The following is a 25,182-nucleotide window of genomic DNA, read 5'->3' as shown; positions in this document are numbered from 1 at the left end:
TAGCCGGAATGTGGCCTGACCGGCCAAAATGGGCGGGCCAGCCCTGTTCAGAACGGGGTTTCGGCACTGCTGACTGACAATAAAATAAAATAAGATCGCGCTCAGGCCGCCAGCCTGGCAAGCGCCCATGCCATCAAGGGCGAATCCGGATAGGTCAGCAAGCCGCCAAGGCCGAGCGCAACACCGTAGGGAACACCTTTTGCCTCGTCGGCGAAATGGCGCAGAAACGGATTTTGGCCGGTAACGGCCGCAAGCAGCGACTTCCGGTAGAGGATGATCGCCAGCGTCAGCAGGCCGCCGATGATTGTCGAGGCGACAAGATACTCCACGAGATTGACATTGAGGCCCATCCACATCGCGGTGGCGGCCAGAAGCTTGGCGTCGCCGCCGCCCATGCCGCCCATCGCAAACAGGCCGAACGTCACGGCCAGGACCAGGGCGCCGGCGGCGAAATGTCCGCCATAGGCCGCCCAGTCCATGCCTGTCAGGGGCGCGACCAGCGCAAAAACGGCGACAAGCAGCACCGGCACGCGATTGGCGATCGTCATCGACAGCATGTCGGAGATCGCGGCAAACAGCATGCAGAACGGAAAAACGACGAAGATCAGGGCTTCAAGCATCGGCGCCACGCCTATTGTCCGATTTCATGGGGCTCAATCTAAGCATGTTCGATTAACGATTGATGAGGCTAGGAACGAAAGACGACCTATATCGCCAGCGGCATAGAAAAAGGGCCGCCACGCGGCGGCCCTTTTCCAGAACGCAATCTAAATGCTCGGCGATAAGCCGATCAGCTGCCGCTCGGCGTGCCGTTCAGGGTGCTGCCGATGTTGGTGAACTTGGCGTTCAGCGCATTGCCGAGCGTGCCGGCGCCAGTGATGATGGCGAGCGCGATGAGAGCGGCGATCAGACCATATTCGATCGCGGTCGCGCCGGATTCGTCCTTCACAAAACGTGCGATGAGATTAGACATTCGAGAGCTCCTACTCCACGTGTTACAGCACTTCCGTCAACTTCTGTGATGGTTGATCGGATGCTGCCAATCTAGGGAGAAGCTCTTTCGATCGGCTTAAGAAACAGCCTTACCGATTCCTTTCCCGGTTCGAACATATTGCGTGGTTAACCTCGGGCTAATGTATCGCTGAGCCTTCCAGACCGGATTTGGTAGGCTTGCGACCCGACCGGACCGCGCGTCGCGGGCGCCCTTGGCGGCCATTGCACGATTGGCAACATCGCATGCTTAACCGTTGGTTCACCAATCTCGTTCATGTTCCGTTGATCAGTCCGCCTGCGTGGAGCGCCTCAATGGCCCAGCCGAGATCGTCAATCCTGATTGCCGCGCTTCTTGCCGTCTCGAGCTTCGTCGCGCCCGCCATGGCCGGCGCCGGCATCGAGGTCACGATGAACCAGGCCAAGATCGTCAAACTGTCGCGTCCCGCAGACACCATCGTGGTCGGCAACCCGGCAATCGCCGACGCTTCGGTGCAGGACGCTTCGACGATCGTGCTCACCGGCAAAGGCTTCGGGGTCACCAATCTGGTCGTGCTCGATACGGACGGCAGCCCCATCGTCGACGAGCAGGTTACCGTGGTGCGGCAAGCCGCCTCGTCAGTGCGCATCTATCGGCGCGCCGAAATCCAGACGATGTCGTGCACACCCTATTGCGAAAGCTCATACAAGAGCGAGGCGGAGAAGTCTTCGGAAGCGGAGATGAGCGTCAGCCGATAGGTGGCGTTGCCGACTGCCGTTCCGGTTATTGTCTGGTTAAGAGGCCTGCGCCGACTTTAACGATCATCCAAACCGGACCTCAATCGGTTTGCGCTAATGCTCCTTCCGAGACCGCATAGAGATCGGCAGGATCGGACATGAGCAAGGAATTCGGCCGCGCAGGCGACCACAAAGTGAGACGCCCAAGGTTTTTCGCCCGCTTCCTTCGTGACCGGCGCGGCGCCACGGCAATCGAATTCGCGATCCTTTCGGTCCCCTTTGCGCTGCTTGTCTTTGCCATTCTGGAAAGCTGCATCTCGTTTGCCGGCCAGGAGGTGATGGCCAACGTCACCGACGATGTCGCGCGCAAGCTGCGCACCGGCCAGTTGAGGGCGGCTGACGTTGCCGGAACCAATTTGCGGGACATGATCTGCACGAAACTGCAGATCATCGTCTCCCAGGATTGTCCCAATCAACTGCTGGTGGATCTTCGCCAATATACATCGTTCGCCGATGCGGCCACGGCTGGCTTCAAGATCCAGAACGGCGATGTCGTACTGACGAAAGGCACCGCGACCCAATCCTTCTCAGTGACAGCGGGGGCGGCGGAGTCGAGGAACATGCTTCGGGTCTTCTACAAGTGGCCGATCATGACCGATCTGCTGGCGCAGTCGATGGGCGGCAACAAGACCCTGCATTTCGCATCGGTGACCTGGCAGAACGAGCCGTTCGACAACTGAGCGGAATGCACGAGCGGTATAAGAAAAGGGCAATGGGCATGATGCGTGCGGGGGCACATCTTATGATTACGGGAGTTTGGCGGAAAGCAAGTCGATTCTGGTCCGATCGGCGCGGCATCGCGGCGGTTGAATTTGCTTTGATCATGCCAATTCTGCTGATCATGTATTTCCTCACAATGGAAGCGTCGCAAGCCATCGAGACCAGCAAGAAGGTCAGCCGTATCGGCAGCATGGTGGCCGATCTCGTCACCCAGCAGACAAGCGTCCTCAAGGCGGACGTCGACGCCATCATGCAGATCGGCAGCGTCACACTTCAGCCTTACAACCGCTCAAACCCGACCATCACCATCACGGCAATCCAGGTCTCGGCCGATGCGACGAGGGCACTGGTGGTGTGGTCACGCAAATTGGTCGCCGGCGTAGCCAGCCCCGGCGCCGCCGCCACTACCGAGACAACGGTCCCGGCGTCGCTCAAGGTCGCCAACACTTTTCTCATCCGCGTCGAAAGCAAGCTCGGCTATACGCCGGTCATCGCGTGGAGCGCGAGCAGTCAACAGAAGCTTGGACTGACCTCGGCTTTCAGCAACATAACCATGGGCGAAACCTATTATCTGCGCCCCCGCAGAAGCGTGGCGATCCCTTGCAGCGACTGTTGAACAGAGGCAGCCAGGCGCTGCGCAGGGCCGCTCCAGCTACTGCTGCGGCTCACGGTCCGAAACGAAGCGCACGATAGCAGCGGCCATCTCGTAATCTTTTGGCGCCACGCGAGCGAAGCCGCCGGAATGTCTCGATTCCAGGAGATCGTAGATATCGGGCGTCGTCGACTTGAGGTTGGTGAGGAACACGGCAAGCCTGCGCTTGGCTTCCGGGTCGAGATCGCTGCGGACCGCATGGGGGCCGTATCTCAACAGGCCCGACGTCCATACAATCCGAAGCGCCGTCACCGAGAGCCCTGCCGCCTCCAGCCTGGCCTGCGTGCCCGACGGTTCTCGCGGGCCGTCGGCAGCGGCCGTCACCCAGCCGAACAGGCCATCGGCCTTGCCGTCGACCAGCATCGTCTCGGCCGCCGCGGCCGAATCGGCATGGACCAAAAACTGTGCATCTTCCGCGATCTTGCGGCCCTCCGCCGCCAACGCCGCCAATGGCAGGAGAGAACCGCCGACGCTGTCAGAAGGCGCCATGGCGATACGATGGCGGTCCATCGCCGCAAGGTCGGGCAGCTTGCCGTCCCGCGTCAGCAGAACGGAGCGGATGCCGATCGCGCCGTCTGAATCGACCGGAGCGACAAGCGGCTCGATACATAAGCAGCGCTGCGAGGCCGTTGCATAGGCGGTGGCCGAATAGATCGCATATTCGATCCGGGCATCGGCCTGCGCCTCGATCAGCGCGGCATAGTTGCGGGCAACGACAAACTCGACCTGCATGCCCAAGGCCTTGGTGTAGGCGTCGGTCAACACAGCCAGCCCCGGAACGGCGTTGCCGGCGCCTGGTTCGGCAACGATGCCGATACGAAACGTGCCGATATCATCGCGCCAGTCGGCATGCGCCGGGTTGGACCAGAGCCCGACGAGCGCCAGCATGAGAGCGGCATATGTCTTTAACGCAACCCTCATGACAGGAACCACAGCCTGTTGTCCTCGATCCATGCCCATCCCGTGCACTGGACTATCACGCCAAGCCGTTGCCGTTTGGTTTCCGAATTGCCAATGAAGTCGCGGAACCCTATGTCTGGTCGGTCAAACTGGCAACAACTCGATGGCGCGCGCTTTCCTCTTCGTTCTGGATTCCTTCGGCATCGGCGGCGCGGCCGACGCCGACCGCTACGGTGACGCCGGCGCCAACACATTCGCGCACATCGCAGAGGCCTGTGCGGAGGGCCGTGCGGATCGCGAAGGGCTTCGCAGTGGACCGCTGTTTGTCCCTCACATGGCGTCGCTCGGGCTTGGCAAGGCCGCCGAAACCGCGACGGGACTGGGGTTTGCCAACAGCGGGGCGGATCTGCTCCCAACTGCCTTTCACGGCGCCGCACAGGAGGTTTCGAGCGGCAAGGATACACCATCCGGTCATTGGGAAATCGCCGGCCTGCCGGTGCGCCTCGACTGGGGCTATTTCCCGGATACGGTTCCGGCCTTTCCGGCCGAACTGACCGAGGCGATCATTCGCGAAGGCAAGGTGCCGGGCATTCTCGGCAATTGCCATGCGCCGGGCACCGAGATCATCGAGCGCTTCGGCGAGGAGCACATCCGGACCGGCAAGCCGATCTGCTACACGTCGGTCGACTCGGTCCTGCAAATCGCCGCGCATGAAGTCCATTTCGGCCTCGACCGGCTTTATGAATTCTGCCAGGTGGTGCGCAGGCTGGTTGACCCGCTGAGGATCGGACGGGTGATCGCGCGGCCGTTCGTCGGCGAAACCACCGCCACTTTCGAGCGGACATACAACCGTCATGATTACGCCGTGCCCCCGCCGGAACCGACCCTGCTCGACCGGCTGACGGCACGTGGCAGCCGTGTCATCGCCGTCGGCAAGATCGGCGACATCTTCGCCCATCGCGGAATTTCGCAAGTGCGCAAGGCGGCAGGCAACATGGCGATGTTCGACGAGGCGCTGGGTGCGATGGATGATGCCGGCGACGGTGACCTCGTCTTCGCCAATTTCGTCGACTTCGACACCGAATTCGGTCACCGCCGCGATGTCGCAGGCTATGCTGCCGCGCTCGAGGCCTTCGACCTGCGGCTGCCGGAGGCATTTGCGAGGCTGCGGCAGGGCGATCTTCTCATCCTGACGGCCGACCACGGCAACGACCCGACCTGGGGCGGGACCGATCACACGCGCGAGCGCATTCCGGTGATCGGCACTGGACCGGGTCTCAAGGGCGGCGACATCGGACTGAGAACGACATTCGCCGACATTGGCGAGACCGTGGCCGAGCATCTCGGGATGGCGCCCGGCCGCTACGGCACTTCTTTCTATACGGCGATCGGCGGTCATGCCTGAATTGCCGGAGGTCGAAACCGTCCGGCGCGGACTGCAGCCGGTTCTGGAAGGCGCCACCATCGCCCGCGTCGAGGCGCGCCGACCGGATCTGCGCTTTCCATTTCCCGAGAAATTCGCGCAGCGGCTGACCGGCAAGACGATCACGGCACTCGGCCGCCGGGCCAAGTATCTGACGATGGACCTGGAAGGCGGGCCCGTGCTGATCTGCCATCTCGGCATGTCGGGCTCATTCCGCATCGAGACGGCCGATGGCAGCGACATGCCCGGCATCTTCCGGCACGACCGCTCGAAGAGCTCCAATCACGACCACGTCGTCTTCCATGTCGTGTCTCCGGCCGGTGCCCGGTCCCGCGTGATCTTCAATGATCCGCGCCGCTTCGGCTTCATGTTGTTTGCGGAAGGGCTGCCGGACGTTCATCCGATGCTGGCTGGACTTGGCGTCGAGCCAACCGGCAACACATTGGACGGTGCGCTGCTCGCCTCATTGATGAAGGGGCGGCGATCACCGCTGAAGGCAGCGCTTCTCGACCAGAGGCTGATCGCCGGGCTCGGCAACATCTATGTGTCGGAGGCGTTGTGGCGCGCCGGCCTGTCGCCGCTGCGTGAGGCGGGCACGATCGCCAGGCCCGGAAAGAAAGCCCAGGCCCAAAGCGAACACCTCGCGCAAGCCATTCGTTCGGTGATATCGGATGCGATCGCAGCCGGCGGGTCCTCACTGCGGGACTATATGCAGACCGATGGGTCGCTGGGCTATTTCCAGCACGCCTTCGCCGTCTACGACCGCGAGGGAGAGGCCTGTTCCAAACCCGGCTGCGGCGGCCACATCGAACGTGTCGTGCAGAGCGGCCGATCGACCTTTTATTGCCGGACATGTCAGCGATGAGTCAGAGTAGTTCCAGGAAAAGTGGGAACGGTTTCCCGTTCGGAATTGCGTCAAGACAGAGAGATGGAGCGGTTCTGCGTTTCCGAGAAACGATGAACCGCTCTAGGCGAGCGTGAGCAAGGAGAAGCAGCCATGGCCTATGAGACGATCATCACCGAGACGCGCGGCAAGGTCGGGCTGATCACGCTGAACAGGCCGCAGGCGCTCAACGCGCTGAATTCGCAGATTCTGACCGAAGTGGTGGCAGCCGTGAATGGGTTCAGCGCCGATCCAGGTATCGGTGCCATGGTCATCACCGGTTCCGAAAAGGCTTTCGCCGCCGGCGCCGATATCAAGGAGATGCAGTCCATCTCCTACGCGGACGCCTACGCCCAAGACTTCTTCGTCGGCTGGGAGGAACTGACGCGGGCGCGAAAGCCTATTATCGCGGCAGTGGCGGGCTATGCACTCGGCGGCGGCTGCGAGTTGGCGATGATGTGCGATTTCATTATCGCCGCCGACACGGCCAAATTCGGCCAGCCCGAGATCACCCTCGGCGTCATTCCAGGCATGGGCGGGTCACAAAGGCTGACCCGCTTCGTCGGCAAGTCGAAAGCGATGGACATGTGCCTGACCGGGCGGATGATGGATGCCGCCGAAGCCGAGCGTTCTGGCCTGGTGTCGCGGGTGGTGCCTGCCGGCGAGCTTGTCGAGGAGGCGCTGAAGGCCGCGGCCAAGATCGCCGCTTTCTCGCTACCATCGGTGATGATGGCGAAGGAGGCTGTCAACCGCGCCTTCGAGACGACGCTTGCCGAGGGATTGCGGTTCGAGCGCCGGCTGTTTCACTCGCTGTTTGCACTGGATGATCAGAAGGAAGGCATGGCGGCCTTTGCCGAGAAGCGGAAGCCGAATTTCACCAACCGCTGACGCCAATCCCTTTGCTGCGAAGAAGATGGCTGCTGGCCGCCAAAAAGAAGGCCGGGCAGCGTTGACGCGCCGGAAAAGCTGAACTATAAGCCGCACCAACCGAGGCGGCCCCGTGGCTGCCCGTTTGTTTTTTGCGCCCTGCGGCATCCCGCATGCGCCGACCAGATCAGAAGAGAGGCATCATGGCCAATACATCCTCGGCCAAAAAGGCAACGCGCAAGATCGTCCGCCGCGCAGCGATCAACAAGAACCGCCGCTCGCGCGTCCGCACCTATATCCGCCAGGTCGAAGAGGCGCTTGCCTCCGGTGACAAGGCTGCCGCACAGGCTGCCTTCAAGATCGCGGAGCCGGAATTGATGCGTGCCGCGACCAAGGGCGTGATCCACAAGAACACGGCGTCCCGCAAGGTGTCGCGACTGGCTCAGCGGGTCAAGGTACTGTCGGCCTGACATTACTTGCCTAGACTGACGTTCTTCGAACCCGGCCGTTTGTGCCGGGTTTTTTCGTTTGCCGGCAAGCACTTAAAAAGAATGTCCGGAAACGGCGTCTTATGCGGCATTTCACAATTAGGAATAGTTTGCCGGCATATGCATGCCTGCTGGTGATCGGCATGCTTGAAACGGCCGACCTAAAGATTCTTAACTGTCAGAAATAGCTTATATCTTTCAGTGACTTACAGATGGTGATCCACAGCTTGTCCACACCGGACCGGCCCGATCGGGGAGAAGTCGCTGTCAAGCGAATTATTTCAGAATATTTCTGTCAGCGCCCGGTTTTTCATATTCGCCGGAAAAGGGTTTGAATCACAATGGCTTTGTTAAAATGTGCCGTCGCGGCACGCCACTCGAACCCGCCTCCACTAACCAGATTCCTTAAAAATCCGTTAGACGTGGCCTTGCCCTATCCACAGCGATTTCGGTAGTGTCGATCTATCGAAAGGGACGGGCTCTGGCTCTTAACCCAAGCCTGAATCGGCCAGCTTAAATTGGCGGGATTTGCAACGCGGATCAAGTCCGCGGACGGCTTTGGTTTGTCTTTTTCGATACGGTAGGGGACTGGCGTAACTAGACATGGCAGGTAGACGGCGCGCCGGCGCTCTTTTCGCCGGACGGTGTTGTATTGCCCTGACATCCCAACGCGGACTGGCTTCCATGGGCCGGCACCGGTTCCCGCGGATAATGGGCGACGTTCATCTGCCGGCGGCGGCAGCGGACATCGTAGCAAAGACTTAGGTCGCCGGAACCGGATGCAGGAGGCGCATCCCCGGTGGAAAACAGGTACGGAAGGACAAGGAAAAGATCATGCAGAGCGGCATTGAAAGGGAACTTACGGGCGACCTCCCATTTCCTGGAACTTTGATCGGAGCAAACGACATGGCGGTGTCCAGCGACGCGGAACAGAAATTCGACCGGGTCAAGACCCAGTTGAAGGCGCGCCTGGGAACCGAAGTCTATTCGAGCTGGTTTGGCCGCATGAAGGTCGCCGAGGCTTCCAAGGGCATCGTCCGCATCTCCGTGCCTACCGCCTTCCTACGCTCATGGATCAACGGCCACTATCTCGACCTCATTTCCGAGCTGTGGAAGCAGGAGGATGCCGATCTCCTCAAGATCGACATCGTCGTGCGCACGGCAACCCGTCAGGGACGCAGCCAGGCCGAGCCAGAGGTAACGCCAGCACGCAGCAAGATGACACGGCAGACGCAGACGGCACTTGCCGCCGGCACAGTCAGCCCCAGCCGGGTGGAGCGCGCACCGGCTCCGCGTCCGGGCACACCGATCGAGAGCGAATTTCGCCACAACGTGCTGGGGTCGCCGCTCGATCCGCGCTACACGTTCGGGTCCTTCATCGAGGGACCGTCGAACCGGGTGGCCTTCGCCGCCGCCAAGGCGGTAGCGGAATCGCAATCGAGCGCAGTGCGCTTCAATCCGCTTTTCCTTCACGCAACCGTCGGGCTCGGCAAGACACATTTGCTGCAGGCCATCGCTGCGGAATCGCTGAAGCAGAACCCCAAGTCGCGCGTCGTCTATCTCACGGCCGAGTATTTCATGTGGCGCTTTGCCACCGCGATCCGCGACAACAACGCGCTGACGCTCAAGGAACAGCTGCGCGACATCGACCTGCTCATCATCGACGACATGCAGTTTCTGCAGGGCAAGTCGATCCAGCATGAATTCTGCCACCTCATCAACATGCTGCTCGACAGCGCCAAGCAGGTCGTCGTCGCCGCCGACCGGCCGCCATCGGAACTGGAATCGCTCGAACCGCGGGTCCGTTCGCGCCTCAATGGCGGTGTCGCGCTTGAAATGTCGGCGCCCGATTTTGCCATGCGCCTCGGCATGCTCAAATTGCGCCTTGCCACGGCCAGGGGGGACGACGCATCGCTCGACATTTCGGAGGAGATCCTCAATCACGTCGCCCGCACCGTGACCGGCAGCGGACGCGAGTTGGAAGGCGCCTTCAATCAGCTTTTGTTCCGTCAATCCTTCGAGCCGCAGATCACCATCGACCGGATCGACGAAATCCTCGGCCACATCTATCGCACCGGCGAGCCGAAGCGTGTCCGTATCGAGGACATCCAGCGCATCGTGGCGCGTCACTACAATGTGTCGAAGACCGAATTGCTGTCCAACCGGCGCACGCGCACCATCGTCAAGCCGCGGCAGGTCGCCATGTACCTGTCGAAGGTGATGACGCCGCGCTCGCTACCCGAGATCGGACGGCGTTTCGGCGGCCGCGATCACACCACGGTGCTGCATGCCGTGCGCAAAATCGAGGACCTTTCCGGCAACGACAACACGCTGGCGCAGGAACTTGAGCTTCTGAGGCGGTTGATCAACGACCAGGCCTGATCCTCCGGGGATGGCTGAGCCGGAACAATACCGGAATTCAATGGCTTGCCAGTGCGGCGCTGGGCCTGGATCGGGCTCGTGGCGCCGCCTGGAAGCGATCTGGATTTCGGTTTTACGACACTGGCTCGCGGACTTCGGGCGCGTTATCCCCAGAAAGCCCGCGTAGCCGGCCTGAACCGTTGGCGCGGGCTTGCGTTTGCTGGTTTTTTCCTGTCAGTTTACGCAGATTCTGAGCCTGTTCAGACCTTTCGCGGGACGCCGCTCACTGGTGACCCGTCATTCATTCAAGCGAGCCTGTTTCGTCATGCGTGTTATCCTGGAACGGTCAAATCTCCTGAAGTCGCTCAACCACGTCCATCGTGTGGTCGAGCGGCGAAACACCATACCGATCCTGTCCAACGTGCTGCTCAGCGCCGAAGGCGCCAGCCTTGAAATGAAGGCGACCGATCTCGACCTCGAGGTGACCGAAGCGACACCCGCCAAGGTGGAGCGCGGCGGGGCGACGACAGTCCCGGCACATCTGCTCTACGACATCGTGCGCAAGCTTGCCGATGGCGCCGAGGTGATGCTGAAGACGGACGAGGACGGCAACGCCATGACGGTGACGTCCGGCCGCTCGAGCTTCCGCCTTCAGTGCCTGCCGCAATCCGACTTCCCGGAGCTCTCGGCCGGATCGTTCTCGCATATCTTCCGTCTCGACTCGGTTGCCCTGAAAGGCCTGATCGAGAAGACCCAATTCGCCATCTCCACCGAGGAGACGCGTTATTACCTGAACGGCATCTATCTGCACACGCATGAGGTCGGCGGCAAGTTGAAGCTGCGCTCGGTAGCGACCGACGGCCACCGCCTGGCGCGCGCCGAGATCGATGCGCCAGCGGGTTCCGAAGGCATGCCGGGCATCATCATTCCGCGCAAGACGGTGAGCGAGCTGCAGAAGCTCGTCGACGATCCGGATGTCGCGGTCACCACCGAACTGTCGGACACCAAGATCCGCTTCACGATCGGCAGCGTGGTTTTGACCTCGAAGCTGATCGACGGCACCTTCCCCGACTATCAGCGGGTCATTCCGACCGGCAACGACAAGAAGCTGATCATCGACCGCCAGAGTTTTGCCGCCGCTGTCGATCGCGTCTCGACCATCTCTTCCGAACGCGGCCGCGCGGTGAAGCTGTCGATCAGCGAGGGTCAGGTGACGCTTGCGGTCAACAATCCCGATTCAGGCAGCGCCACCGAAGAGCTGTCCGCCGACTATTCATCCGATCCGATCGAGATCGGCTTCAACGCCAAGTACCTGCTCGACGTTGCCGCGCAACTGACCGGCACGGAAGCCAAGTTCATGCTGGCCGACGCCGGCTCGCCGACGCTGATCCACGACATGGCCGACGAGACCGCACTCTATGTGCTGATGCCGATGCGGGTGTAGCGGCGCGGTGTCAGCACTTCGGTCCTGTTGTGGACCGGCAAGCGCGATATTTACGGCAACTTCTAGAGCAATTCCAGGAAAAGTGTGAAGCGGTTTTCCCGGGAAAAGCGCATAGCGCTTTCCCTTGGGAATTGCGTTAAAACAAAGAGATAGATTGGTTTTGCGTTTCCGTGAAACGATGGAACGCTCTATAGGCGGATAGCGGTTGCCGGCACAGAACCACATAAGTAAGCTTACACTTACCAATTTCCGAAACTACGCGGCGCTGACGATCGATCTGGCGCCAGGTGCCGTGGTTTTTTCCGGCGACAACGGCGCCGGCAAGACCAATCTCCTCGAAGCAATCTCCCTTTTGACACCGGGGCGTGGTTTGCGCCGCGCCCCTTACGTGGATGTCGCACGCGACGGCGGCGACGGCGGCTTTGCATTGCATGCCCGGCTCGACGGACCTGACGGCCAGGTCGAGATCGGAACAGGCATTTCCGGCGGCGACACCGCCGGCGAAGGCGGCAGGCGGGTGCGCATCAACGGAGCGTCGGCGCGCTCGGCCGAGGACATGCTGGAATGGCTGCGCGTGGTGTGGCTGACGCCAGCCATGGACGCGTTGTTCACCGGACCGGCCGCGGATCGCCGGCGATTTCTCGATCGGCTCGTGCTGGCGATCGATCCCGGGCACGGGCAACGTGCGATCGACTACGAGAAGGCTATGCGCGGTCGTAACCGGCTGCTTACCGAAAACTCCCGGGACGACCGCTGGTTCGACGCTATCGAGACGCAGATGGCCGAAACCGGTGTGGCGATAGCCGCGGCGCGGGCCGAAATGGTGCGGCTGCTCGCCACCATGATCGACAGGCTGCCCGACACGGGACCATTTCCGCGGGCCGATATCGGCCTTTCGGGCGATCTGGAAGCCGAAATCGCCGCCGCGCCGGCGGTCGATGTCGAGGAACGCTTCCGTCGGACGCTTGCCGAGGGCCGTGAGCGCGATCGCGCCGCCGGGCGCACCCTCGACGGCCCGCACCGTTCGGATCTGGTGGTTCGACACCGCCCCAAGGCGATGCCGGCCGAACTCTGCTCGACCGGCGAGCAGAAGGCACTGCTGGTCGGCATCGTGCTGTCGCACGCAAGGCTGACCGGCGAAATGTCGGGCATGACGCCGATCCTGCTGCTCGACGAGATCGCCGCGCATCTCGACAGCCGGCGGCGCGCGGCGCTGTTCTCCATCCTGGAGGAACTGAACTGCCAGGCGTTCATGACAGGAACCGATGCTGCGCTGTTTTCCAGTCTCCAGGGACGCGCGCAATTCCTGACTGTCGACCATGGGACGGTTGGGCCAACCGAAGGCCCCTGACAAGGTTTTTCCGTCCCTGTATGATCAGGCAATGACCACTGCCGCCCTGACCGCAGACGAGATCGAACGCTATGCCCGCCACATCGTGCTGCCGGAGATCGGCGGCGCCGGCCAGCAAAGGCTGAAACAGGCCCGGGTGCTGGTCATCGGCGCTGGCGGACTGGGCGCGCCGGTGCTTGAATATCTTGCCGCCGCCGGCGTCGGCACACTCGGCGTGGTCGATGACGACACCGTTTCGCTGTCCAACCTGCAGCGCCAGGTCATTCACGGTACCGACACTGTCGGCCTGCTGAAGACCGATAGCGCCAAGGCGGCAATCGCTCGCATCAATCCCAACACCACAGTCGAACCGCATACGTTCCGGCTGACCACGGACAATGCGCCCGCCCTCGTCGCCCGCTATGACATCGTCGTCGACGGTTCCGACAATTTCGAAACGCGCTATGCCGTGGCCGATGCCTGCGCGAGCGAAGGCAAGCCGCTGGTGCATGCCGCCGTCGGACGCTTCGATGGTTCGGTGACGGTGCTGAAGCCATTCGAAGACGCCAAGGACGGCAAGCCCAACCCAAGCTATCGCGATCTGTTTCCCGAGGCGCCGCCTCCGGGCCTGGTGCCGTCCTGCGCCGAAGCCGGCGTGCTTGGCGCGCTGACCGGCGTCGTCGGCACGCTGCAGGCCATGGAGGCGATCAAGCTGATCACCGGCATTGGCGAGCCGCTGGTCGGCCGGCTGCTGCTCTATGATGCGCTGGCAGCGCGCTTCGACACCATCCGCTACAAGAGAAGCTGAATTCTTGGACCGGAACGAAGCTGTCTCCATCACGCGGATCCCGACCGATTTCGACCGTTGGGACGATGTGCTCGCATTGATCATGCGCGCTTTCGCTTCGATGGACAGCGTTGTCGACCCGCCCTCCTCGGCCCACCATCTGACCGCCGACACCCTGAGCGACAAGGCGCGGCTGGAGACCGGCTTCGTGGCGGTGCAGGGCGACAGGATCGTCGGCTGCGTCTTTGCCCTTGAGAGGGCGGCGGACCTTTATGTCGGCAAGTTCGCGGTCGCGCCGGACCGCCAGGGACAAGGCATTGGCCGGCGGCTGATGCAGGCAGTCGAAGACCTTGCCCGTAGCCGCGGCAAGGCCGCCGTCGCGCTTCAGACGCGGATCGAGCTGACCGGGAATCATGAGGCCTTTGCTCGCCTCGGCTTTCGCGAAACTGAACGGACGGCGCATGAGGGCTATGCCAGGCCGACCTCGATCACCATGCGCAAAGCTATCTCGTAAGGTTTATCTTACGGTTTGTGGGCCGCGACAGCGTCAGGTCCTGAGCGGCAGCACCCGATCCGGCGGGCGGTGGCCGTCGACGAAGGCACGGATATTGATGATGACCTTCTCGCCCATATCGATGCGGCCCTCGAGCGTCGCCGAGCCCATATGCGGCAAAAGCACGACCTTGTTCTTGGCGGCGAGCTTCAGCAGCTTGCTGTTCAAAGCCGGCTCATGCTCGTAGACGTCGAGGCCGGCCCCGGCGATCTTGCCGTCCTGGATCAGCTTGACCAGCGCTTCCTCGTCGATGATGTCGCCGCGCGCGGTGTTGACGACATAGGCGGTGGGCTGCAGCAGCGCCAGCCGCCGCGCCGAAAGCAGATGGAAGGTTGCCGGCGTCGAGGGACAGTTGACCGAGATGATATCCATGCGGGCCAGCATCTGGTCCAGGCTTTCCCAATAGGTCGCCTCCAGCCCGTCCTCTACGGCCGGCAGCACGCGGTGGCGGTTGTGGTAGTGGATCGACAGGCCGAAGGCCTTGGCCCGTCTGGCGACGGCGGTGCCGATTCGCCCCATGCCGACAATGCCGAGCCGCTTGCCCCAGATGCGCCGGCCCAGCATCCAGGTCGGCGACCAGCCAGCCCATTTCTTGTCACCGGTGAGCACATTGGCACCTTCCGCCAGCCGCCGCGGCACCGCCAGCATCAGCGCCATGGTCATGTCGGCGGTGTCTTCGGTCAGGACATTCGGCGTGTTGGTGACGGTGATGCCCCTCTTGGCCGCGGCCGCGACATCGATCTTGTCGACGCCATTGCCGAAATTGGCGATCAGCTTGAGGTTGTCGCCTGCCTGGGCGATCAGTGCGGCGTCGATCTGGTCGGTTACCGTCGGCACCAGCACGTCGGCCTCCTTGACTGCCGCGACCAGTTCCGGCTGCGTCATCGGCCGGTCCTCGACATTCAGCCTTGCGTCGAACAACTCGCGCATGCGGGTCTCGACCGGGTCGGGCAGCTTTCGCGTGATGACGACGAGAGGCTTCTTTTTGCCTGCCATTGTTTCCCTCCCGAGTACTTGCCGCAATTCCGAACGCAAAACCGCATCACACTTTTGCTGGAATTGCTTCTAACCCGATCTCGTTGAGACCTCTTTAACCAAGACCGGCGAAACTGAAAGCCGGTCGCGGTGCCGATTACTCCCTGTAACAAGCGGTGCCGCCGAAGACAAAGAAAAAGGGGCGCCGAGGCCGATGGGCAAGCGCCGAAAGGAATGAAAGTGTCTGGTTTCGCGTCGCTTCGCCTGACCCTCAGCGCAGCATTTCTCGGCGCTCTGCTTTATTCTCCGCTTGTGGCCGCGCAGAGTGCCGCAGCACCTGCCCAGGGCGTCGTCACGCTTGGTCCGAGTGGCCTGCCGCTGCCGCGCTTCGTCAGCCTGAAATCCGGCCGTGTCAACTCGCGCGTCGGTCCCGGGGCCAACTACTCGGTCGACTGGATGTATATGAAGGCCGGCCTGCCGATGGAGATCATCCAGGAATTCGACACATGGCGCCGCGTGCGCGATGCCGATGGTTCGGAAGGCTGGATCAACCAGTCGCTGCTTTCCGGCCGGCGCACTGCAATCGTTGCCCCGTGGCAGCGCGGCAAGGGTGCCCAGATCAATCTTCTCAACAGCCCCAACAAGGACGCAAGGGTGGTCGCGATGGTCGAGCCGGGCGTCATGGGCACGATCAAATCCTGCGACGGCCAGTGGTGCGAAATGACATTCGATGGCCACACAGGCTGGCTTGCCCAGTCGATCGTCTGGGGCGCCTATCCCGGCGAACGGGTCAAGGACTGATTCTTGACCCAGAATCTTAACCCCGATCCTTCACGGCCCGGTTTGGGTGTGTTGAAATTCAGGTCAGCCTAGCGCCCGATACGGCCGAGATGGGTGTCCTGAAAGCCGGTTGGCAGCTTCAGGCCATAGGCCAGCGCACGGTCGATGGCGATGTGCGCGATCCAGATCAGCGCAACCGCCATCGCGGCCGCATTGCCCCACATGTGCCCGCTGAGCAACAACAGCACGGGCACGGTAAGGGGGCCTCGCCGGTCATTCGCGGCGTTTGGGGCGCAGCCTTACCACGATATCGACATTGGCGATCTCCATCCCTTCCGGCGGCTCCGGCAGGTTGGCGACCGTCACCGGACCACTGTCGATGTCGAATATGCGGTTTTCGCCTTCGATGTAGAAATGGTGGTGGTCGGAGGTGTTGGTGTCGAAATAGGTTTTCGCGCCCTCCACGGCGAGGATGCGCAAAAGTCCCGCCTGGGTAAACTGGTGAAGGGCATTGTAGACGGTGGCCAGCGACACCGGCACGCCGGCGGCAACCGCCTCCTCGTGCAGTTCCTCGGCCGACAGATGCCGGTCGCCCTTGGCGAAAAGCAGATCGGCCAGCGCAATGCGCTGACGCGTCGGCCTCAGGCCAGCTTCACGGACCCGCTTGTCCACAGCGACATTTTCCTTCCGGCCGTCCAGGTCCATCTTCTCGTCGAACCCCACAGTTCCGCCCCAAGACACGCCCAGAATGGCAAAAAAATGAACGTCTGCCGAAACCGGACCTCTCAGGACATATATTCTGTCGTCCGAATGCGATCAATAGCGCGCATTGACCCAGGCAGACGAGCAGGCTAAGCGCAAACGCCGGTTTCCGGCCTGAAACAGATTGTGTTAGGAAACCAACGACAAGGGCACCCGATAGCCCGGAACGATATGGGGATGAGATTGATGGCGGGTAAATCCAGCTACGAGTACGACGAATTGCTGGCCTGCGCCCGCGGCGAACTGTTCGGACCGGGCAACGCCCAGCTTCCCTATCCGCCGATGCTGATGTTCGACCGCATCACCGAGATCAGCGAGACGGGCGGCGCCTTCGAGAAGGGTTTCATCCGCGCGGAGTTCGACATCAAGCCGGACCTGTGGTTCTTTGCCTGCCATTTCATCGGCAATCCGATCATGCCGGGGTGCCTCGGCCTCGACGCCATGTGGCAATTGACGGGCTTCTATCTTGGCTGGCTGGGCGAACCCGGCAAGGGGATGGCGCTGTCGACCGGTGAAGTGAAATTCAAGGGCATGGTCACGCCCTCGGTGAAGAAGGTCGAATATGGCATCGACTTCAAGCGCGTGATGCGGGGCCGGCTGGTGCTCGGCATCGCCGATGGCTGGCTGAAGGCGGATGGCGAACCCATATACGCGGCAACGGATTTGAAAGTCGGTCTGTCCAAGCAGTCGGCGGTTGGCTGACCGGCATCCCTGGCCAGCTCTCTGGCCAGCACCCCTGGAAGGAGTTGCGAATGAGACGTGTCGTAGTCACAGGCATCGGCATTGTGTCGTCGATCGGCAACAATGCCAACGAGGTGCAGACCTCTCTGCATGACGCCAGATCCGGCATCAGCTTCTCCGATTCCTTCGCCGAACACGGCTTCCGCTGCCAGGTCTGGGGAGCGCCGACGCTCGATCCATCGGCCATGATCGACCGCCGTGCGATGCGCTTCCTGAGCCAGGGGGCTGCCTGGAACCATGTCGCCATGGATCAGGCGATCGCGGATGCGGGCCTCGGCGAGAGCGACATCACCAATGAGCGCACCGGCATCGTCATGGGATCGGGCGGACCATCCACCCGCACCATCGTCGAAGCTGCCGAAACGACGCTGAAGAACGGCAGTCCCAAGCGCATCGGTCCGTTCGCGGTGCCGAAGGCAATGTCGTCGACCGCATCGGCGACGCTTGCCACCTGGTTCAAGATCCACGGCGTCAACTACTCGATCTCGTCGGCCTGTTCGACCTCGGCGCATTGCATCGGCAATGGCTATGAATTGATCCAGTGGGGCAAGCAGGACATCATCTTTGCCGGCGGCCACGAGGATCTCGACTGGACGATGTCGGACCTGTTCGACGCCATGGGCGCCATGTCGTCGAAATTCAACGACAACGCATCGACCGCTTCCCGCGCCTATGACGCCAATCGCGACGGCTTCGTCATCGCCGGCGGCGCCGGGGTGCTGGTGCTGGAAGAGCTTGAGCATGCCAAAGCGCGCGGCGCGAAAATCTATGCCGAGATCGTTGGCTATGGCGCGACGTCGGATGGTCACGACATGGTTGCCCCTTCAGGCGAGGGCGCAGTCCGCTGCATGCGCCAGGCGCTGGCCACGGTTTCCACACCGGTCGACTACATCAACACCCATGGTACCTCGACGCCGGTGGGAGATTCCAAGGAAATGGGAGCGATCCGCGAGGTGTTCGGCCCAGAGATGCCGTATATCACCTCGACGAAGTCGCTGACCGGCCATTCGCTGGGCGCGGCCGGCGTGCAGGAATCCATCTATTCGATCCTGATGATGCAGGGCGGCTTCATCGGCGAAAGCGCCCATATCGAGACCCTCGACCCCGAATTCGAGGGCATGCCGATCGTGCGAAAGCGCATCGACGACGCCAGGATCGACACTGTCTTGTCCAATTCGTTCGGCTTCGGCGGCACCAACGCCACGCTCGTTTTCCAGCGCTATTCCGCATAAGGATTTGCCGGCCATGGACGGATTGATGAAGGGCAAGCGCGGGCTTGTCATGGGTGTCGCCAACGATCATTCGATCGCCTGGGGCATCGCCCGGAAATTATCCGAACATGGCGCGGAACTCGCCTTCACCTATCAGGGTGATGCCTTCGGACGCCGGGTCAGGCCGCTGGCCGACAAGCTCGGCGCCTCGCTGGTCGTGCCGTGCGACGTCGAGGACAGCGCCTCTGTCGCGGCCACGTTCGAGACTCTGGGCAAGGAATGGGGCGGGCTGGATTTCGTCGTCCACGCCATTGGCTTTTCCGACAAGAACGAGCTGAAAGGCCTCTACGCCGACACCAGCCGGGACAATTTCGTCCGCACCATGGTGATCTCCTGCTACTCCTTCACCGAGGTCGCCCGCCATGCGGCCACCTTGATGAAGGACGGCGGATCGATGATCACGCTGACCTATGCGGGGTCGGTCCGCGTCATGCCGAACTACAATGTCATGGGCGTCGCCAAGGCAGGGCTGGAGGCGAGTGTCCGGTATCTTGCGAACGACTACGGTCCGCGCGCCATCAGGGTGAACGCCATATCGGCTGGACCGGTGCGCACGCTCGCCGGCGCCGGTATTTCCGATGCGCGCCACATGTTCTCCTACCAGCAGCGAAACTCGCCGCTGCGCCGCACGGTGACCATCGACGAGGTCGGTGGCTCGGCACTTTATCTGTTGTCGGATCTGTCTTCCGGGGTTACCGGCGAAATCCACTATGTCGATTCCGGCTATCACATCGTTTCCATGCCGACGCTCGACGAATTGAAGCAGACCGACGGCGCACGAGACTAACGCCTGCCGCCCAAAGATGCGCGGCGGTTTTAAAATGGCGACATTTGAAGACACGAAGCTTAAGCGCGCCAGTTGAATCCGTTTCAGCGCCAGGCGCGTTGATCCGCTCAAGAAATACTTTCGGTCCAATAAAATTGGATTCATTCGCGGAAACTCATTTTAAGGAGATATCCGCTAGAAAGCCCCGTACTCAGGGGAACTTTCAATGCTCGCCGTCAGCAACCCGAAGCGAACACCGGTGTTCCGACTGCTCACCATAGCGAGTTCGGGTCTCGGCAGTTTCGTCCTCGGGCTCTGGGGCCTGAAGCTCGGTCTCGGCGATGGTTTTGCCGGCATCTCCGCGGACATGATGGTCTCGGTGATGGCCGCTCTTTGCGCACTGGCGGCGTCGGTCGCCGCGATGTCCTTCTTCGCCGGCGTCGATGAATCGGCGGATTTCGTCTTCACGGAAACCCATTTCGACAAGCTGACCGGCCTGGTGGCACGCCCGGCGATGGTCGGCAAGATTGCCGAGGCGGCATGCGCGACCAGCCGGACCGGCGAGCCGATGTTCCTCATCGATATCGACATCGACCGCTTCAAGCAGATCAACGACGCCATCGGCTACAGCCAGGGCGACGAGTTGATCCGCGCCTTCACCAAGCGCTTGAAGACGTGCGTGCCACCGCGCGCGCTGATCGGACGCATCGGCGCCGGTGAATTCGCGATCCTGCTGCCCGACAATCAAGTCTCGGGGTCCTTGGAAAGCACCATAGAGAGGCTCATCGACGAGATGATGGAGCCCTATGATCTCGGTACGCACCTGCAATCGGTCAGCCTGTCGGTCGGCATCGTGGCGATGCCAAAGGACGGCGTCGATCCGGTCCTCATCCTGCGCCGCTCCAATCTGGCGCTGCAGAACGCGCGCGCCAGCGGCGTCGGCAACTGGTCGGTCTTCCATGCCGAAATGGGCAGGGTCGCCGACCATCGCCAATGGATCGAATCCGAACTGCACATAGCCTTCGAACGTGGTGACTTCGACCTTCATTACCAGCCGCAGCTCGATCTCCCGACCGGCCGCATCGTCGGGTATGAAGCGCTTATCCGCTGGCGGCATCCGGAACGCGGCATGATCCCGCCTATGGAGTTCATTCCGATCGCCGAGGAAACCGGCATGATCGGCCCGATCGGCGAATGGGTGCTGCGCAAAGCCTGCAGCGACGCCCGGCATCTGCCCGACGATTGCTTCGTCGCCGTCAACATCTCGCCCGTGCAGTTCATGACCAAGGACTTCGTCGGTATCGTGCGCGACGCCATGACGAGCACTGGCATCAAGCCGTCGCGGCTGGAGCTGGAAGTGACCGAGACAGCGATGATGCAGGACCGCGACCGCGCCGCCGCCATCCTGAAGGAGCTTGCGGATATGGGCATCTCGGTCGCCGTCGACGATTTCGGCACCGGCTATTCCAATTTGAGCTACCTGATCGATTTCTCGTTCGGCAAGCTGAAGATCGACCGGTCCTTCGTCAGCCGCCTCGACACCGATTCCAGCTCGGGTGCGGTCGTCTCGACCATCGTCGGGCTGTCGCGCGCGCTCGGCGTCAGCATCATTGCCGAAGGCGTCGAGACCGAAAGCCAGGCGACGCTGCTCAGGGCAGCCGGCTGCGAGGTGGTGCAAGGCTACCTGTACGGCAGGCCGGCCCCCCTCAAGATCAGGGTCGGCGACGTGCATGTCACCGATGAGGTCCGACGCGTCGCCAATCTGCATTGAACGCGGTGCATTGTATCAACGACGAGCGACAAGCACCTTGAACATGCCGTCGCGGGCGAGTTCGGCATGGCTCGAAAAAGCGGCCGCCAGGATCGGCTCATAGGGAAGCTGGCGGTTGGCGACCATGAACAGCCGCCCACCTGGTTTCAAGGCCTTGGCCGCCGCGCGGATCATGCCGGCGCCGATCTCCGGCTCGGCCGCCCGGCTGCGGTGAAAGGGCGGGTTCATGGCGATCGCGTCGTAGCGCTTCTCGACCGGTTCCTTCAGCAGATCGATCCAGAAGAAATTCCTGGCGATCGACTGGCCGACCCCTGCCAGATGGAGCTTTGCGGCTTCGAGCGAGGCGAAATCGGCCTCATAGAGGTCGAGCGCTGAAATGCCCGGTGAGCGGACGGCGATCTCGGCAGCCAGATACCCCCAGCCGGCGCAGAAATCGGCAATGTTGCCACGCAGATCATTGGGCAGGTTCTCGACCAGCAATTTCGAGCCGGTATCGATCCGGTCGAAGGAAAACATGCCGGGCGCGGTGCGGAACCGGTTTTCAACCAGCAGAGCGGGATTGGCGGCGCGCAGTTCTTCCGCGGCGGCGAGGTCGGCGGGACGGCGTAACCAGAAGGCGATGCCGTGATATTTCGGCAGATGGCCCTCCAGCGGCACAAGTTCGCCGACCCGCTTGCGCAGGCTGGCAATGCCATCGTCCTTGCCGCCGGCAATGACGACCAGGCCGCCCGGCGCCACACGCTCAAGCGCCTCCGCGAGGCGCACTTCGTTCAGACCCCGATGCCGGCCGGCAAGCACAAGTGCCATATCGAAGCCATCGCCTTCCACTTGCGCGGTGACGACGCAGCCAGACGCCTGCAGCGCGCTAAAATGCGGCCGGAAGCCCTGCACGAGGTGAAGCGTCGCCTCGAAGCCTTCAGGCAGGCGAAAACCCGGCTCAGCGCCGAGAAACAGGGCGCGCGTGCCCTTTCCCGGCAAAGAAACAGCCTCGGCCTCGAAGGGATGGAAAAGCGTCTTCAACGGCTCGGCGGACATTGTTCGATCTCGACTTGTCTGGGCGATTTGAAAGTGAAAACCGGGGCTGAAATGAAAACGGGCGCGACATAAGCCGCGCCCGCTTCAATTCATGAACTCAAGACGTTCAGGCGGCGTTTTCTTCGCCTTCGCTCTTCTTGTCGCGGGCGAGTTCCTTGCCGGTGGCCTGGTCGACGACCTTCATCGACAGGCGGACCTTGCCGCGCTCGTCGAATCCCATCAGCTTGACCCAGACCTTGTCGCCTTCCTTGACCACGTCCGAGGTCTTGGCGACCCGATCGTTGGCAAGCTGCGAGATGTGGACGAGGCCGTCACGCGGACCGAAGAAGTTGACGAAAGCGCCGAAGTCGGCGGTCTTGACGACCGTGCCTTCGTAGATCTCGCCGACTTCCGGCTCGGCGACGATGGTGTGGATCCACTTCTTCGCCGCCTCGATCTCCTTGGCGTTGGACGAAGCGATCTTGACCGTGCCGTCGTCCTCGATGTTGATCTTGGCGCCGGTCTTTTCGACGATCTCGCGGATCACCTTGCCGCCCGAGCCGATCACGTCACGGATCTTGTCGGTCGGGATGTGCATCACTTCGATGCGCGGTGCGAACTCACCCAGTTCCGAACGCGCGCCGGTCAGAGCATGCGCCATTTCGCCGAGGATGTGCTGGCGGCCATCCTTGGCCTGGTCCAGCGCGATCTTCATGATCTCCTCGGTGATGCCTTCGATCTTGATATCCATCTGCAGCGAGGTGATGCCGTTCGCGGTGCCGGCGACCTTGAAGTCCATGTCGCCGAGGTGATCCTCATCACCAAGGATGTCGGACAGAACGGCGAAACGCTCGCCTTCCTTGATCAGGCCCATGGCGATACCGGCGACCGGCTTTGCCAGCGGCACGCCGGCATCCATCAGCGCCAGCGAGGTGCCGCAGACGGTGGCCATCGACGACGAACCGTTGGACTCGGTGATCTCCGAGACGACGCGCAGAGTGTAGGGGAACTGGTCGGCACTCGGCAGCATCGGGCGAATGGCGCGCCAGGCGAGCTTGCCATGGCCGATTTCGCGACGGCCCGGCGAACCCATGCGGCCGGTCTCTCCGACGGAGTAGGGAGGGAAGTTGTAGTGAAGAAGGAACTTCTCCTTGTACATGCCGGTCAGCGAATCGACATACTGCTCGTCCTCGCCGGTGCCGAGCGTTGCAACGACCAGCGCCTGGGTCTCGCCGCGGGTGAACAGCGCCGAACCGTGGGTGCGCGGCAGGACGCCGACTTCGGAAACGATCTTGCGGACCGTCTTGAGGTCACGGCCATCGATGCGCGAGCCGGTGTCGAGGATGTTCCAGCGCACGACCTTGGCCTGGAGTTCCTTGAATACCGAACCGATCTGCTCGGAAGTGTACTTGGCGTCTTCGCCTTCTGCCGGGGCAAACGCTGCCTTGACCTTCGCCTTGACGGCGTCGACGGCGGCGTAGCGCTTCTGCTTGTCGACGTTCTTGTAGGCATTGCTGAGTTCGTCGCCGACGATCTTCAGCATCTCGGCTTCAAGCGCGGAATAGTCCGGCGCGGTGAAGTCGCGCGGCTCCTTGGCGGCGACTTCGGCCAGCTTGATGATGGCGTCGATGACCGGCTGGAAGCCCTTGTGGCCGAACATGACGGCGCCGAGCATCAGCTCTTCGCCCAATTCCTTGGCCTCGGACTCAACCATCAGCACGGCGTCGGTGGTGCCGGCGACGATCAGGTCGAGCTTCGATTCCTGCATCTCGTCGACATGCGGGTTGAGCACGTATTCGCCGTTGATATAGCCAACGCGGGCGCCGCCGATCGGGCCCATGAAGGGCACGCCCGAGAGCGTCAGGGCAGCCGAGGTGGCCACGATCGACAGGATGTCGGGATCGTTCTCGAGGTCATGCTGGACGACGGTGACGACGATCTGCGTGTCGTTCTTGTAGCCGGAGGCGAAGAGCGGGCGGATCGGGCGGTCGATGAGACGGGAAACCAGCGTTTCCTTCTCGCTCGGACGGCCTTCACGCTTGAAATAGCCACCCGGGATCTTGCCGGCGGCGTAAGTCTTTTCCTGGTAGTTGACGGTCAGCGGGAAGAAATCGAGGCCGGGCTTCGGCTCCTTCATCGAAACAACGGTGGCGAGAACCTTGGTCTCGCCGTAGGTGGCGAGCACCGCGCCGTCAGCCTGGCGTGCGATCTTGCCGGTTTCGAGGATGAGCGGACGGCCGCCCCATTCGATTTCCACTTTGTGGTGATTGAACATGTCTTGTCCTTAATATGAGGAAAGGGCCGCGCCGTTTCACGGTGCGCGGATGCCCTTTCCCTGGCTTCCTTTCTCGGGCAGCCACGGGCAAGACAACGGGAAGCTCGGGTGATTTCGGCGCACTGCGCGCGCGAGCGTCCTGCAATCCTGCCCCATGACCGTCCATGGGCGGTTTCGAGTGCCCTCTGCACGATCGAAACCGGGTCTGGCCAGTCGATGCGACTGGCAGAATGCGCGACCGGCGGGCTCTCCTTCGAAAGCCCGCCGGTCAATTCGTCAACGGCGCAGACCGAGCTTCTCGATCAACGTCTGGTAGCGCGCGTCGTCCTTGCGCTTGAGATAATCAAGCAGGCTGCGGCGCTGAGAGACGAGAGCAAGCAGACCACGGCGGGAATGGTTATCCTTCTTGTGGTCCTTGAAATGGTCGGTCAGGTTCTTGATGCGCTCGGAAAGGATGGCCACCTGGACTTCCGGAGACCCGGTATCGCCCTTGGCGGTTGCGAATTCACCCATCAATTCCTGTTTGCGCTCGGCAGTAATCGACATCGTGTTTTTCCTTATCTGTTTGAGGAAACGGGTCGCCCTCAGCCGGGATGTCGTCCAGCAGGGGCCGGTGCAAGCAAAGCGTCACAGCGCTATGCTGCGGCGCATA

The 25,182-nt window shown here is 62.0% G+C and carries 26 protein-coding genes; 17 read left to right on the top strand and 9 right to left on the bottom strand.

Annotation, left to right across the window (positions count from 1 at the left end; all coding sequences use genetic code 11):
- Positions 1 to 101: 101 nt before the first annotated feature.
- Both AC0L3E_RS23060 and AC0L3E_RS23055 read right to left on the bottom strand, forming a co-directional pair.
- Positions 102 to 620, bottom strand: coding sequence for an A24 family peptidase (locus tag AC0L3E_RS23060; protein WP_128306967.1), 519 nt, complete (start codon positions 618 to 620; stop codon positions 102 to 104).
- A gap of 170 nt (positions 621 to 790) precedes the next feature.
- Positions 791 to 973, bottom strand: a complete 183-nt coding sequence (locus tag AC0L3E_RS23055) for a Flp family type IVb pilin (protein ID WP_063171181.1) — start codon at positions 971 to 973, stop codon at positions 791 to 793.
- A gap of 332 nt (positions 974 to 1,305) precedes the next feature.
- On the opposite strand from AC0L3E_RS23055, the gene AC0L3E_RS23050 reads away from it, so the two are divergent.
- The 3 genes from AC0L3E_RS23050 (at position 1,306) to AC0L3E_RS23040 (ending at position 3,103) form a co-directional block, all read left to right on the top strand.
- Positions 1,306 to 1,728, top strand: coding sequence for a pilus assembly protein N-terminal domain-containing protein (locus AC0L3E_RS23050; protein ID WP_013533687.1), 423 nt, complete (start codon positions 1,306 to 1,308; stop codon positions 1,726 to 1,728).
- 137 nt (positions 1,729 to 1,865) lie between these two features.
- The gene (locus tag AC0L3E_RS23045) at positions 1,866 to 2,447 is read left to right on the top strand and encodes a TadE/TadG family type IV pilus assembly protein (RefSeq protein ID WP_127295250.1); all 582 of its coding nucleotides are present in this window, start codon (positions 1,866 to 1,868) and stop codon (positions 2,445 to 2,447) included.
- A 38-nt stretch (positions 2,448 to 2,485) separates the two neighbouring features.
- The gene (locus AC0L3E_RS23040) at positions 2,486 to 3,103 is read left to right on the top strand and encodes a TadE/TadG family type IV pilus assembly protein (protein ID WP_473605717.1); all 618 of its coding nucleotides are present in this window, start codon (positions 2,486 to 2,488) and stop codon (positions 3,101 to 3,103) included.
- Between the two features lie 36 nt (positions 3,104 to 3,139).
- Here AC0L3E_RS23040 and AC0L3E_RS23035 read toward each other — a convergent pair whose 3' ends face one another.
- A complete protein-coding gene (locus AC0L3E_RS23035; RefSeq protein WP_473605681.1) occupies positions 3,140 to 4,060 on the bottom strand; it encodes a phosphate/phosphite/phosphonate ABC transporter substrate-binding protein in 921 nt (306 codons plus the stop codon).
- A gap of 142 nt (positions 4,061 to 4,202) precedes the next feature.
- On the opposite strand from AC0L3E_RS23035, the gene AC0L3E_RS23030 reads away from it, so the two are divergent.
- The 9 genes from AC0L3E_RS23030 to AC0L3E_RS22990 all read left to right on the top strand — a co-directional run bounded on the left by AC0L3E_RS23030 (position 4,203) and on the right by AC0L3E_RS22990 (position 14,136).
- Positions 4,203 to 5,444: a phosphopentomutase gene (locus AC0L3E_RS23030; protein WP_292564403.1), complete on the top strand. Its 1,242-nt coding sequence runs from the start codon at positions 4,203 to 4,205 to the stop codon at positions 5,442 to 5,444.
- Positions 5,437 to 6,327, top strand: a complete 891-nt coding sequence (mutM, locus tag AC0L3E_RS23025) for a bifunctional DNA-formamidopyrimidine glycosylase/DNA-(apurinic or apyrimidinic site) lyase (RefSeq protein WP_127381306.1) — start codon at positions 5,437 to 5,439, stop codon at positions 6,325 to 6,327. The genes AC0L3E_RS23030 and mutM overlap by 8 nt, the downstream gene beginning before the upstream one ends.
- Before the next feature lie 132 nt (positions 6,328 to 6,459).
- Complete coding sequence (locus AC0L3E_RS23020; protein ID WP_128287819.1) at positions 6,460 to 7,233, top strand: enoyl-CoA hydratase; 774 nt, start codon at positions 6,460 to 6,462, stop codon at positions 7,231 to 7,233.
- Between the two features lie 182 nt (positions 7,234 to 7,415).
- Positions 7,416 to 7,682, top strand: coding sequence for a 30S ribosomal protein S20 (rpsT, locus tag AC0L3E_RS23015; RefSeq protein WP_013533694.1), 267 nt, complete (start codon positions 7,416 to 7,418; stop codon positions 7,680 to 7,682).
- A gap of 924 nt (positions 7,683 to 8,606) precedes the next feature.
- The gene (gene dnaA, locus AC0L3E_RS23010; protein ID WP_245463546.1) at positions 8,607 to 10,082 is read left to right on the top strand and encodes a chromosomal replication initiator protein DnaA; all 1,476 of its coding nucleotides are present in this window, start codon (positions 8,607 to 8,609) and stop codon (positions 10,080 to 10,082) included.
- A 304-nt stretch (positions 10,083 to 10,386) separates the two neighbouring features.
- The gene (gene dnaN, locus AC0L3E_RS23005; RefSeq protein WP_023811387.1) at positions 10,387 to 11,505 is read left to right on the top strand and encodes a DNA polymerase III subunit beta; all 1,119 of its coding nucleotides are present in this window, start codon (positions 10,387 to 10,389) and stop codon (positions 11,503 to 11,505) included.
- Positions 11,506 to 11,710: 205 nt separating this feature from the next.
- The gene (recF, locus tag AC0L3E_RS23000; protein WP_128306951.1) at positions 11,711 to 12,856 is read left to right on the top strand and encodes a DNA replication/repair protein RecF; all 1,146 of its coding nucleotides are present in this window, start codon (positions 11,711 to 11,713) and stop codon (positions 12,854 to 12,856) included.
- Positions 12,857 to 12,887: 31 nt separating this feature from the next.
- The gene (locus AC0L3E_RS22995; protein WP_473605680.1) at positions 12,888 to 13,643 is read left to right on the top strand and encodes a molybdopterin-synthase adenylyltransferase MoeB; all 756 of its coding nucleotides are present in this window, start codon (positions 12,888 to 12,890) and stop codon (positions 13,641 to 13,643) included.
- A gap of 4 nt (positions 13,644 to 13,647) precedes the next feature.
- Positions 13,648 to 14,136 carry a GNAT family N-acetyltransferase gene (locus AC0L3E_RS22990; protein ID WP_128306953.1) on the top strand — a complete coding sequence of 163 codons (489 nt, stop codon included), beginning with the start codon at positions 13,648 to 13,650 and terminating at the stop codon, positions 14,134 to 14,136.
- Between the two features lie 33 nt (positions 14,137 to 14,169).
- Here the strand turns inward: AC0L3E_RS22990 and AC0L3E_RS22985 are convergent, their stop codons facing one another.
- The gene (locus tag AC0L3E_RS22985; RefSeq protein WP_023811391.1) at positions 14,170 to 15,171 is read right to left on the bottom strand and encodes a 2-hydroxyacid dehydrogenase; all 1,002 of its coding nucleotides are present in this window, start codon (positions 15,169 to 15,171) and stop codon (positions 14,170 to 14,172) included.
- A 219-nt stretch (positions 15,172 to 15,390) separates the two neighbouring features.
- On the opposite strand from AC0L3E_RS22985, the gene AC0L3E_RS22980 reads away from it, so the two are divergent.
- Positions 15,391 to 15,951, top strand: a complete 561-nt coding sequence (locus AC0L3E_RS22980) for an SH3 domain-containing protein (RefSeq protein WP_128306955.1) — start codon at positions 15,391 to 15,393, stop codon at positions 15,949 to 15,951.
- Positions 15,952 to 16,019: 68 nt separating this feature from the next.
- Here AC0L3E_RS22980 and AC0L3E_RS22975 read toward each other — a convergent pair whose 3' ends face one another.
- The gene (locus tag AC0L3E_RS22975; RefSeq protein ID WP_473605679.1) at positions 16,020 to 16,184 is read right to left on the bottom strand and encodes a DUF4260 family protein; all 165 of its coding nucleotides are present in this window, start codon (positions 16,182 to 16,184) and stop codon (positions 16,020 to 16,022) included.
- A gap of 19 nt (positions 16,185 to 16,203) precedes the next feature.
- Positions 16,204 to 16,635, bottom strand: coding sequence for an iron response transcriptional regulator IrrA (gene irrA / locus AC0L3E_RS22970; protein ID WP_024503471.1), 432 nt, complete (start codon positions 16,633 to 16,635; stop codon positions 16,204 to 16,206).
- 243 nt (positions 16,636 to 16,878) lie between these two features.
- Here irrA and fabA point away from each other — a divergent pair, with 243 nt between their 5' ends.
- The 4 genes from fabA (at position 16,879) to AC0L3E_RS22950 (ending at position 21,241) form a co-directional block, all read left to right on the top strand.
- Positions 16,879 to 17,394, top strand: coding sequence for a 3-hydroxyacyl-[acyl-carrier-protein] dehydratase FabA (fabA, locus tag AC0L3E_RS22965; RefSeq protein WP_013527885.1), 516 nt, complete (start codon positions 16,879 to 16,881; stop codon positions 17,392 to 17,394).
- Between the two features lie 50 nt (positions 17,395 to 17,444).
- Positions 17,445 to 18,665, top strand: a complete 1,221-nt coding sequence (fabB, locus tag AC0L3E_RS22960; RefSeq protein WP_127267922.1) for a beta-ketoacyl-ACP synthase I — start codon at positions 17,445 to 17,447, stop codon at positions 18,663 to 18,665.
- Positions 18,666 to 18,678: 13 nt separating this feature from the next.
- On the top strand, positions 18,679 to 19,491 hold the full coding sequence (fabI, locus tag AC0L3E_RS22955) for an enoyl-ACP reductase FabI (RefSeq protein ID WP_127267921.1): 813 nt from the start codon (positions 18,679 to 18,681) through the stop codon (positions 19,489 to 19,491).
- A 205-nt stretch (positions 19,492 to 19,696) separates the two neighbouring features.
- On the top strand, positions 19,697 to 21,241 hold the full coding sequence (locus AC0L3E_RS22950; protein WP_128306956.1) for a putative bifunctional diguanylate cyclase/phosphodiesterase: 1,545 nt from the start codon (positions 19,697 to 19,699) through the stop codon (positions 21,239 to 21,241).
- A gap of 15 nt (positions 21,242 to 21,256) precedes the next feature.
- On the opposite strand, the gene AC0L3E_RS22945 is transcribed toward AC0L3E_RS22950, so the two are convergent.
- The 3 genes from AC0L3E_RS22945 to rpsO form a co-directional block, all read right to left on the bottom strand.
- The gene (locus AC0L3E_RS22945; protein ID WP_128306957.1) at positions 21,257 to 22,276 is read right to left on the bottom strand and encodes a class I SAM-dependent methyltransferase; all 1,020 of its coding nucleotides are present in this window, start codon (positions 22,274 to 22,276) and stop codon (positions 21,257 to 21,259) included.
- 106 nt (positions 22,277 to 22,382) lie between these two features.
- Positions 22,383 to 24,530, bottom strand: coding sequence for a polyribonucleotide nucleotidyltransferase (gene pnp, locus AC0L3E_RS22940; RefSeq protein ID WP_473605678.1), 2,148 nt, complete (start codon positions 24,528 to 24,530; stop codon positions 22,383 to 22,385).
- A 276-nt stretch (positions 24,531 to 24,806) separates the two neighbouring features.
- Entirely contained in the window at positions 24,807 to 25,118 is a 312-nt protein-coding gene (gene rpsO / locus AC0L3E_RS22935; protein ID WP_269470859.1) for a 30S ribosomal protein S15, read from the bottom strand.
- Positions 25,119 to 25,182 lie beyond the last annotated feature (64 nt).

The organism is Mesorhizobium sp. WSM4822, assembly GCF_055811155.1.
Note: the sequence above shows the minus strand (reverse complement) of the source record. Positions and strands in the feature narration are given on the sequence as shown.

Bases quoted from the DNA above. Each gene is read 5' to 3' on its own strand.
- AC0L3E_RS23060 (WP_128306967.1), bottom strand. From the start codon at position 620: ATGCTTGAAGCCCTGATCTTCGTCGTTTTTCCGTTCTGCATGCTGTTT.
- AC0L3E_RS23055 (WP_063171181.1), bottom strand. From the start codon at position 973: ATGTCTAATCTCATCGCACGTTTTGTGAAGGACGAATCCGGCGCGACC.
- AC0L3E_RS23050 (WP_013533687.1), top strand. From the start codon at position 1,306: ATGGCCCAGCCGAGATCGTCAATCCTGATTGCCGCGCTTCTTGCCGTC.
- AC0L3E_RS23045 (WP_127295250.1), top strand. From the start codon at position 1,866: ATGAGCAAGGAATTCGGCCGCGCAGGCGACCACAAAGTGAGACGCCCA.
- AC0L3E_RS23040 (WP_473605717.1), top strand. From the start codon at position 2,486: ATGATGCGTGCGGGGGCACATCTTATGATTACGGGAGTTTGGCGGAAA.
- AC0L3E_RS23035 (WP_473605681.1), bottom strand. From the start codon at position 4,060: ATGAGGGTTGCGTTAAAGACATATGCCGCTCTCATGCTGGCGCTCGTC.
- AC0L3E_RS23030 (WP_292564403.1), top strand. From the start codon at position 4,203: ATGGCGCGCGCTTTCCTCTTCGTTCTGGATTCCTTCGGCATCGGCGGC.
- mutM (WP_127381306.1), top strand. From the start codon at position 5,437: ATGCCTGAATTGCCGGAGGTCGAAACCGTCCGGCGCGGACTGCAGCCG.
- AC0L3E_RS23020 (WP_128287819.1), top strand. From the start codon at position 6,460: ATGGCCTATGAGACGATCATCACCGAGACGCGCGGCAAGGTCGGGCTG.
- rpsT (WP_013533694.1), top strand. From the start codon at position 7,416: ATGGCCAATACATCCTCGGCCAAAAAGGCAACGCGCAAGATCGTCCGC.
- dnaA (WP_245463546.1), top strand. From the start codon at position 8,607: ATGGCGGTGTCCAGCGACGCGGAACAGAAATTCGACCGGGTCAAGACC.
- dnaN (WP_023811387.1), top strand. From the start codon at position 10,387: ATGCGTGTTATCCTGGAACGGTCAAATCTCCTGAAGTCGCTCAACCAC.
- AC0L3E_RS22995 (WP_473605680.1), top strand. From the start codon at position 12,888: ATGACCACTGCCGCCCTGACCGCAGACGAGATCGAACGCTATGCCCGC.
- AC0L3E_RS22985 (WP_023811391.1), bottom strand. From the start codon at position 15,171: ATGGCAGGCAAAAAGAAGCCTCTCGTCGTCATCACGCGAAAGCTGCCC.
- irrA (WP_024503471.1), bottom strand. From the start codon at position 16,635: ATGGACCTGGACGGCCGGAAGGAAAATGTCGCTGTGGACAAGCGGGTC.
- fabA (WP_013527885.1), top strand. From the start codon at position 16,879: ATGGCGGGTAAATCCAGCTACGAGTACGACGAATTGCTGGCCTGCGCC.
- fabB (WP_127267922.1), top strand. From the start codon at position 17,445: ATGAGACGTGTCGTAGTCACAGGCATCGGCATTGTGTCGTCGATCGGC.
- fabI (WP_127267921.1), top strand. From the start codon at position 18,679: ATGGACGGATTGATGAAGGGCAAGCGCGGGCTTGTCATGGGTGTCGCC.
- AC0L3E_RS22950 (WP_128306956.1), top strand. From the start codon at position 19,697: ATGCTCGCCGTCAGCAACCCGAAGCGAACACCGGTGTTCCGACTGCTC.
- AC0L3E_RS22945 (WP_128306957.1), bottom strand. From the start codon at position 22,276: ATGTCCGCCGAGCCGTTGAAGACGCTTTTCCATCCCTTCGAGGCCGAG.
- pnp (WP_473605678.1), bottom strand. From the start codon at position 24,530: ATGTTCAATCACCACAAAGTGGAAATCGAATGGGGCGGCCGTCCGCTC.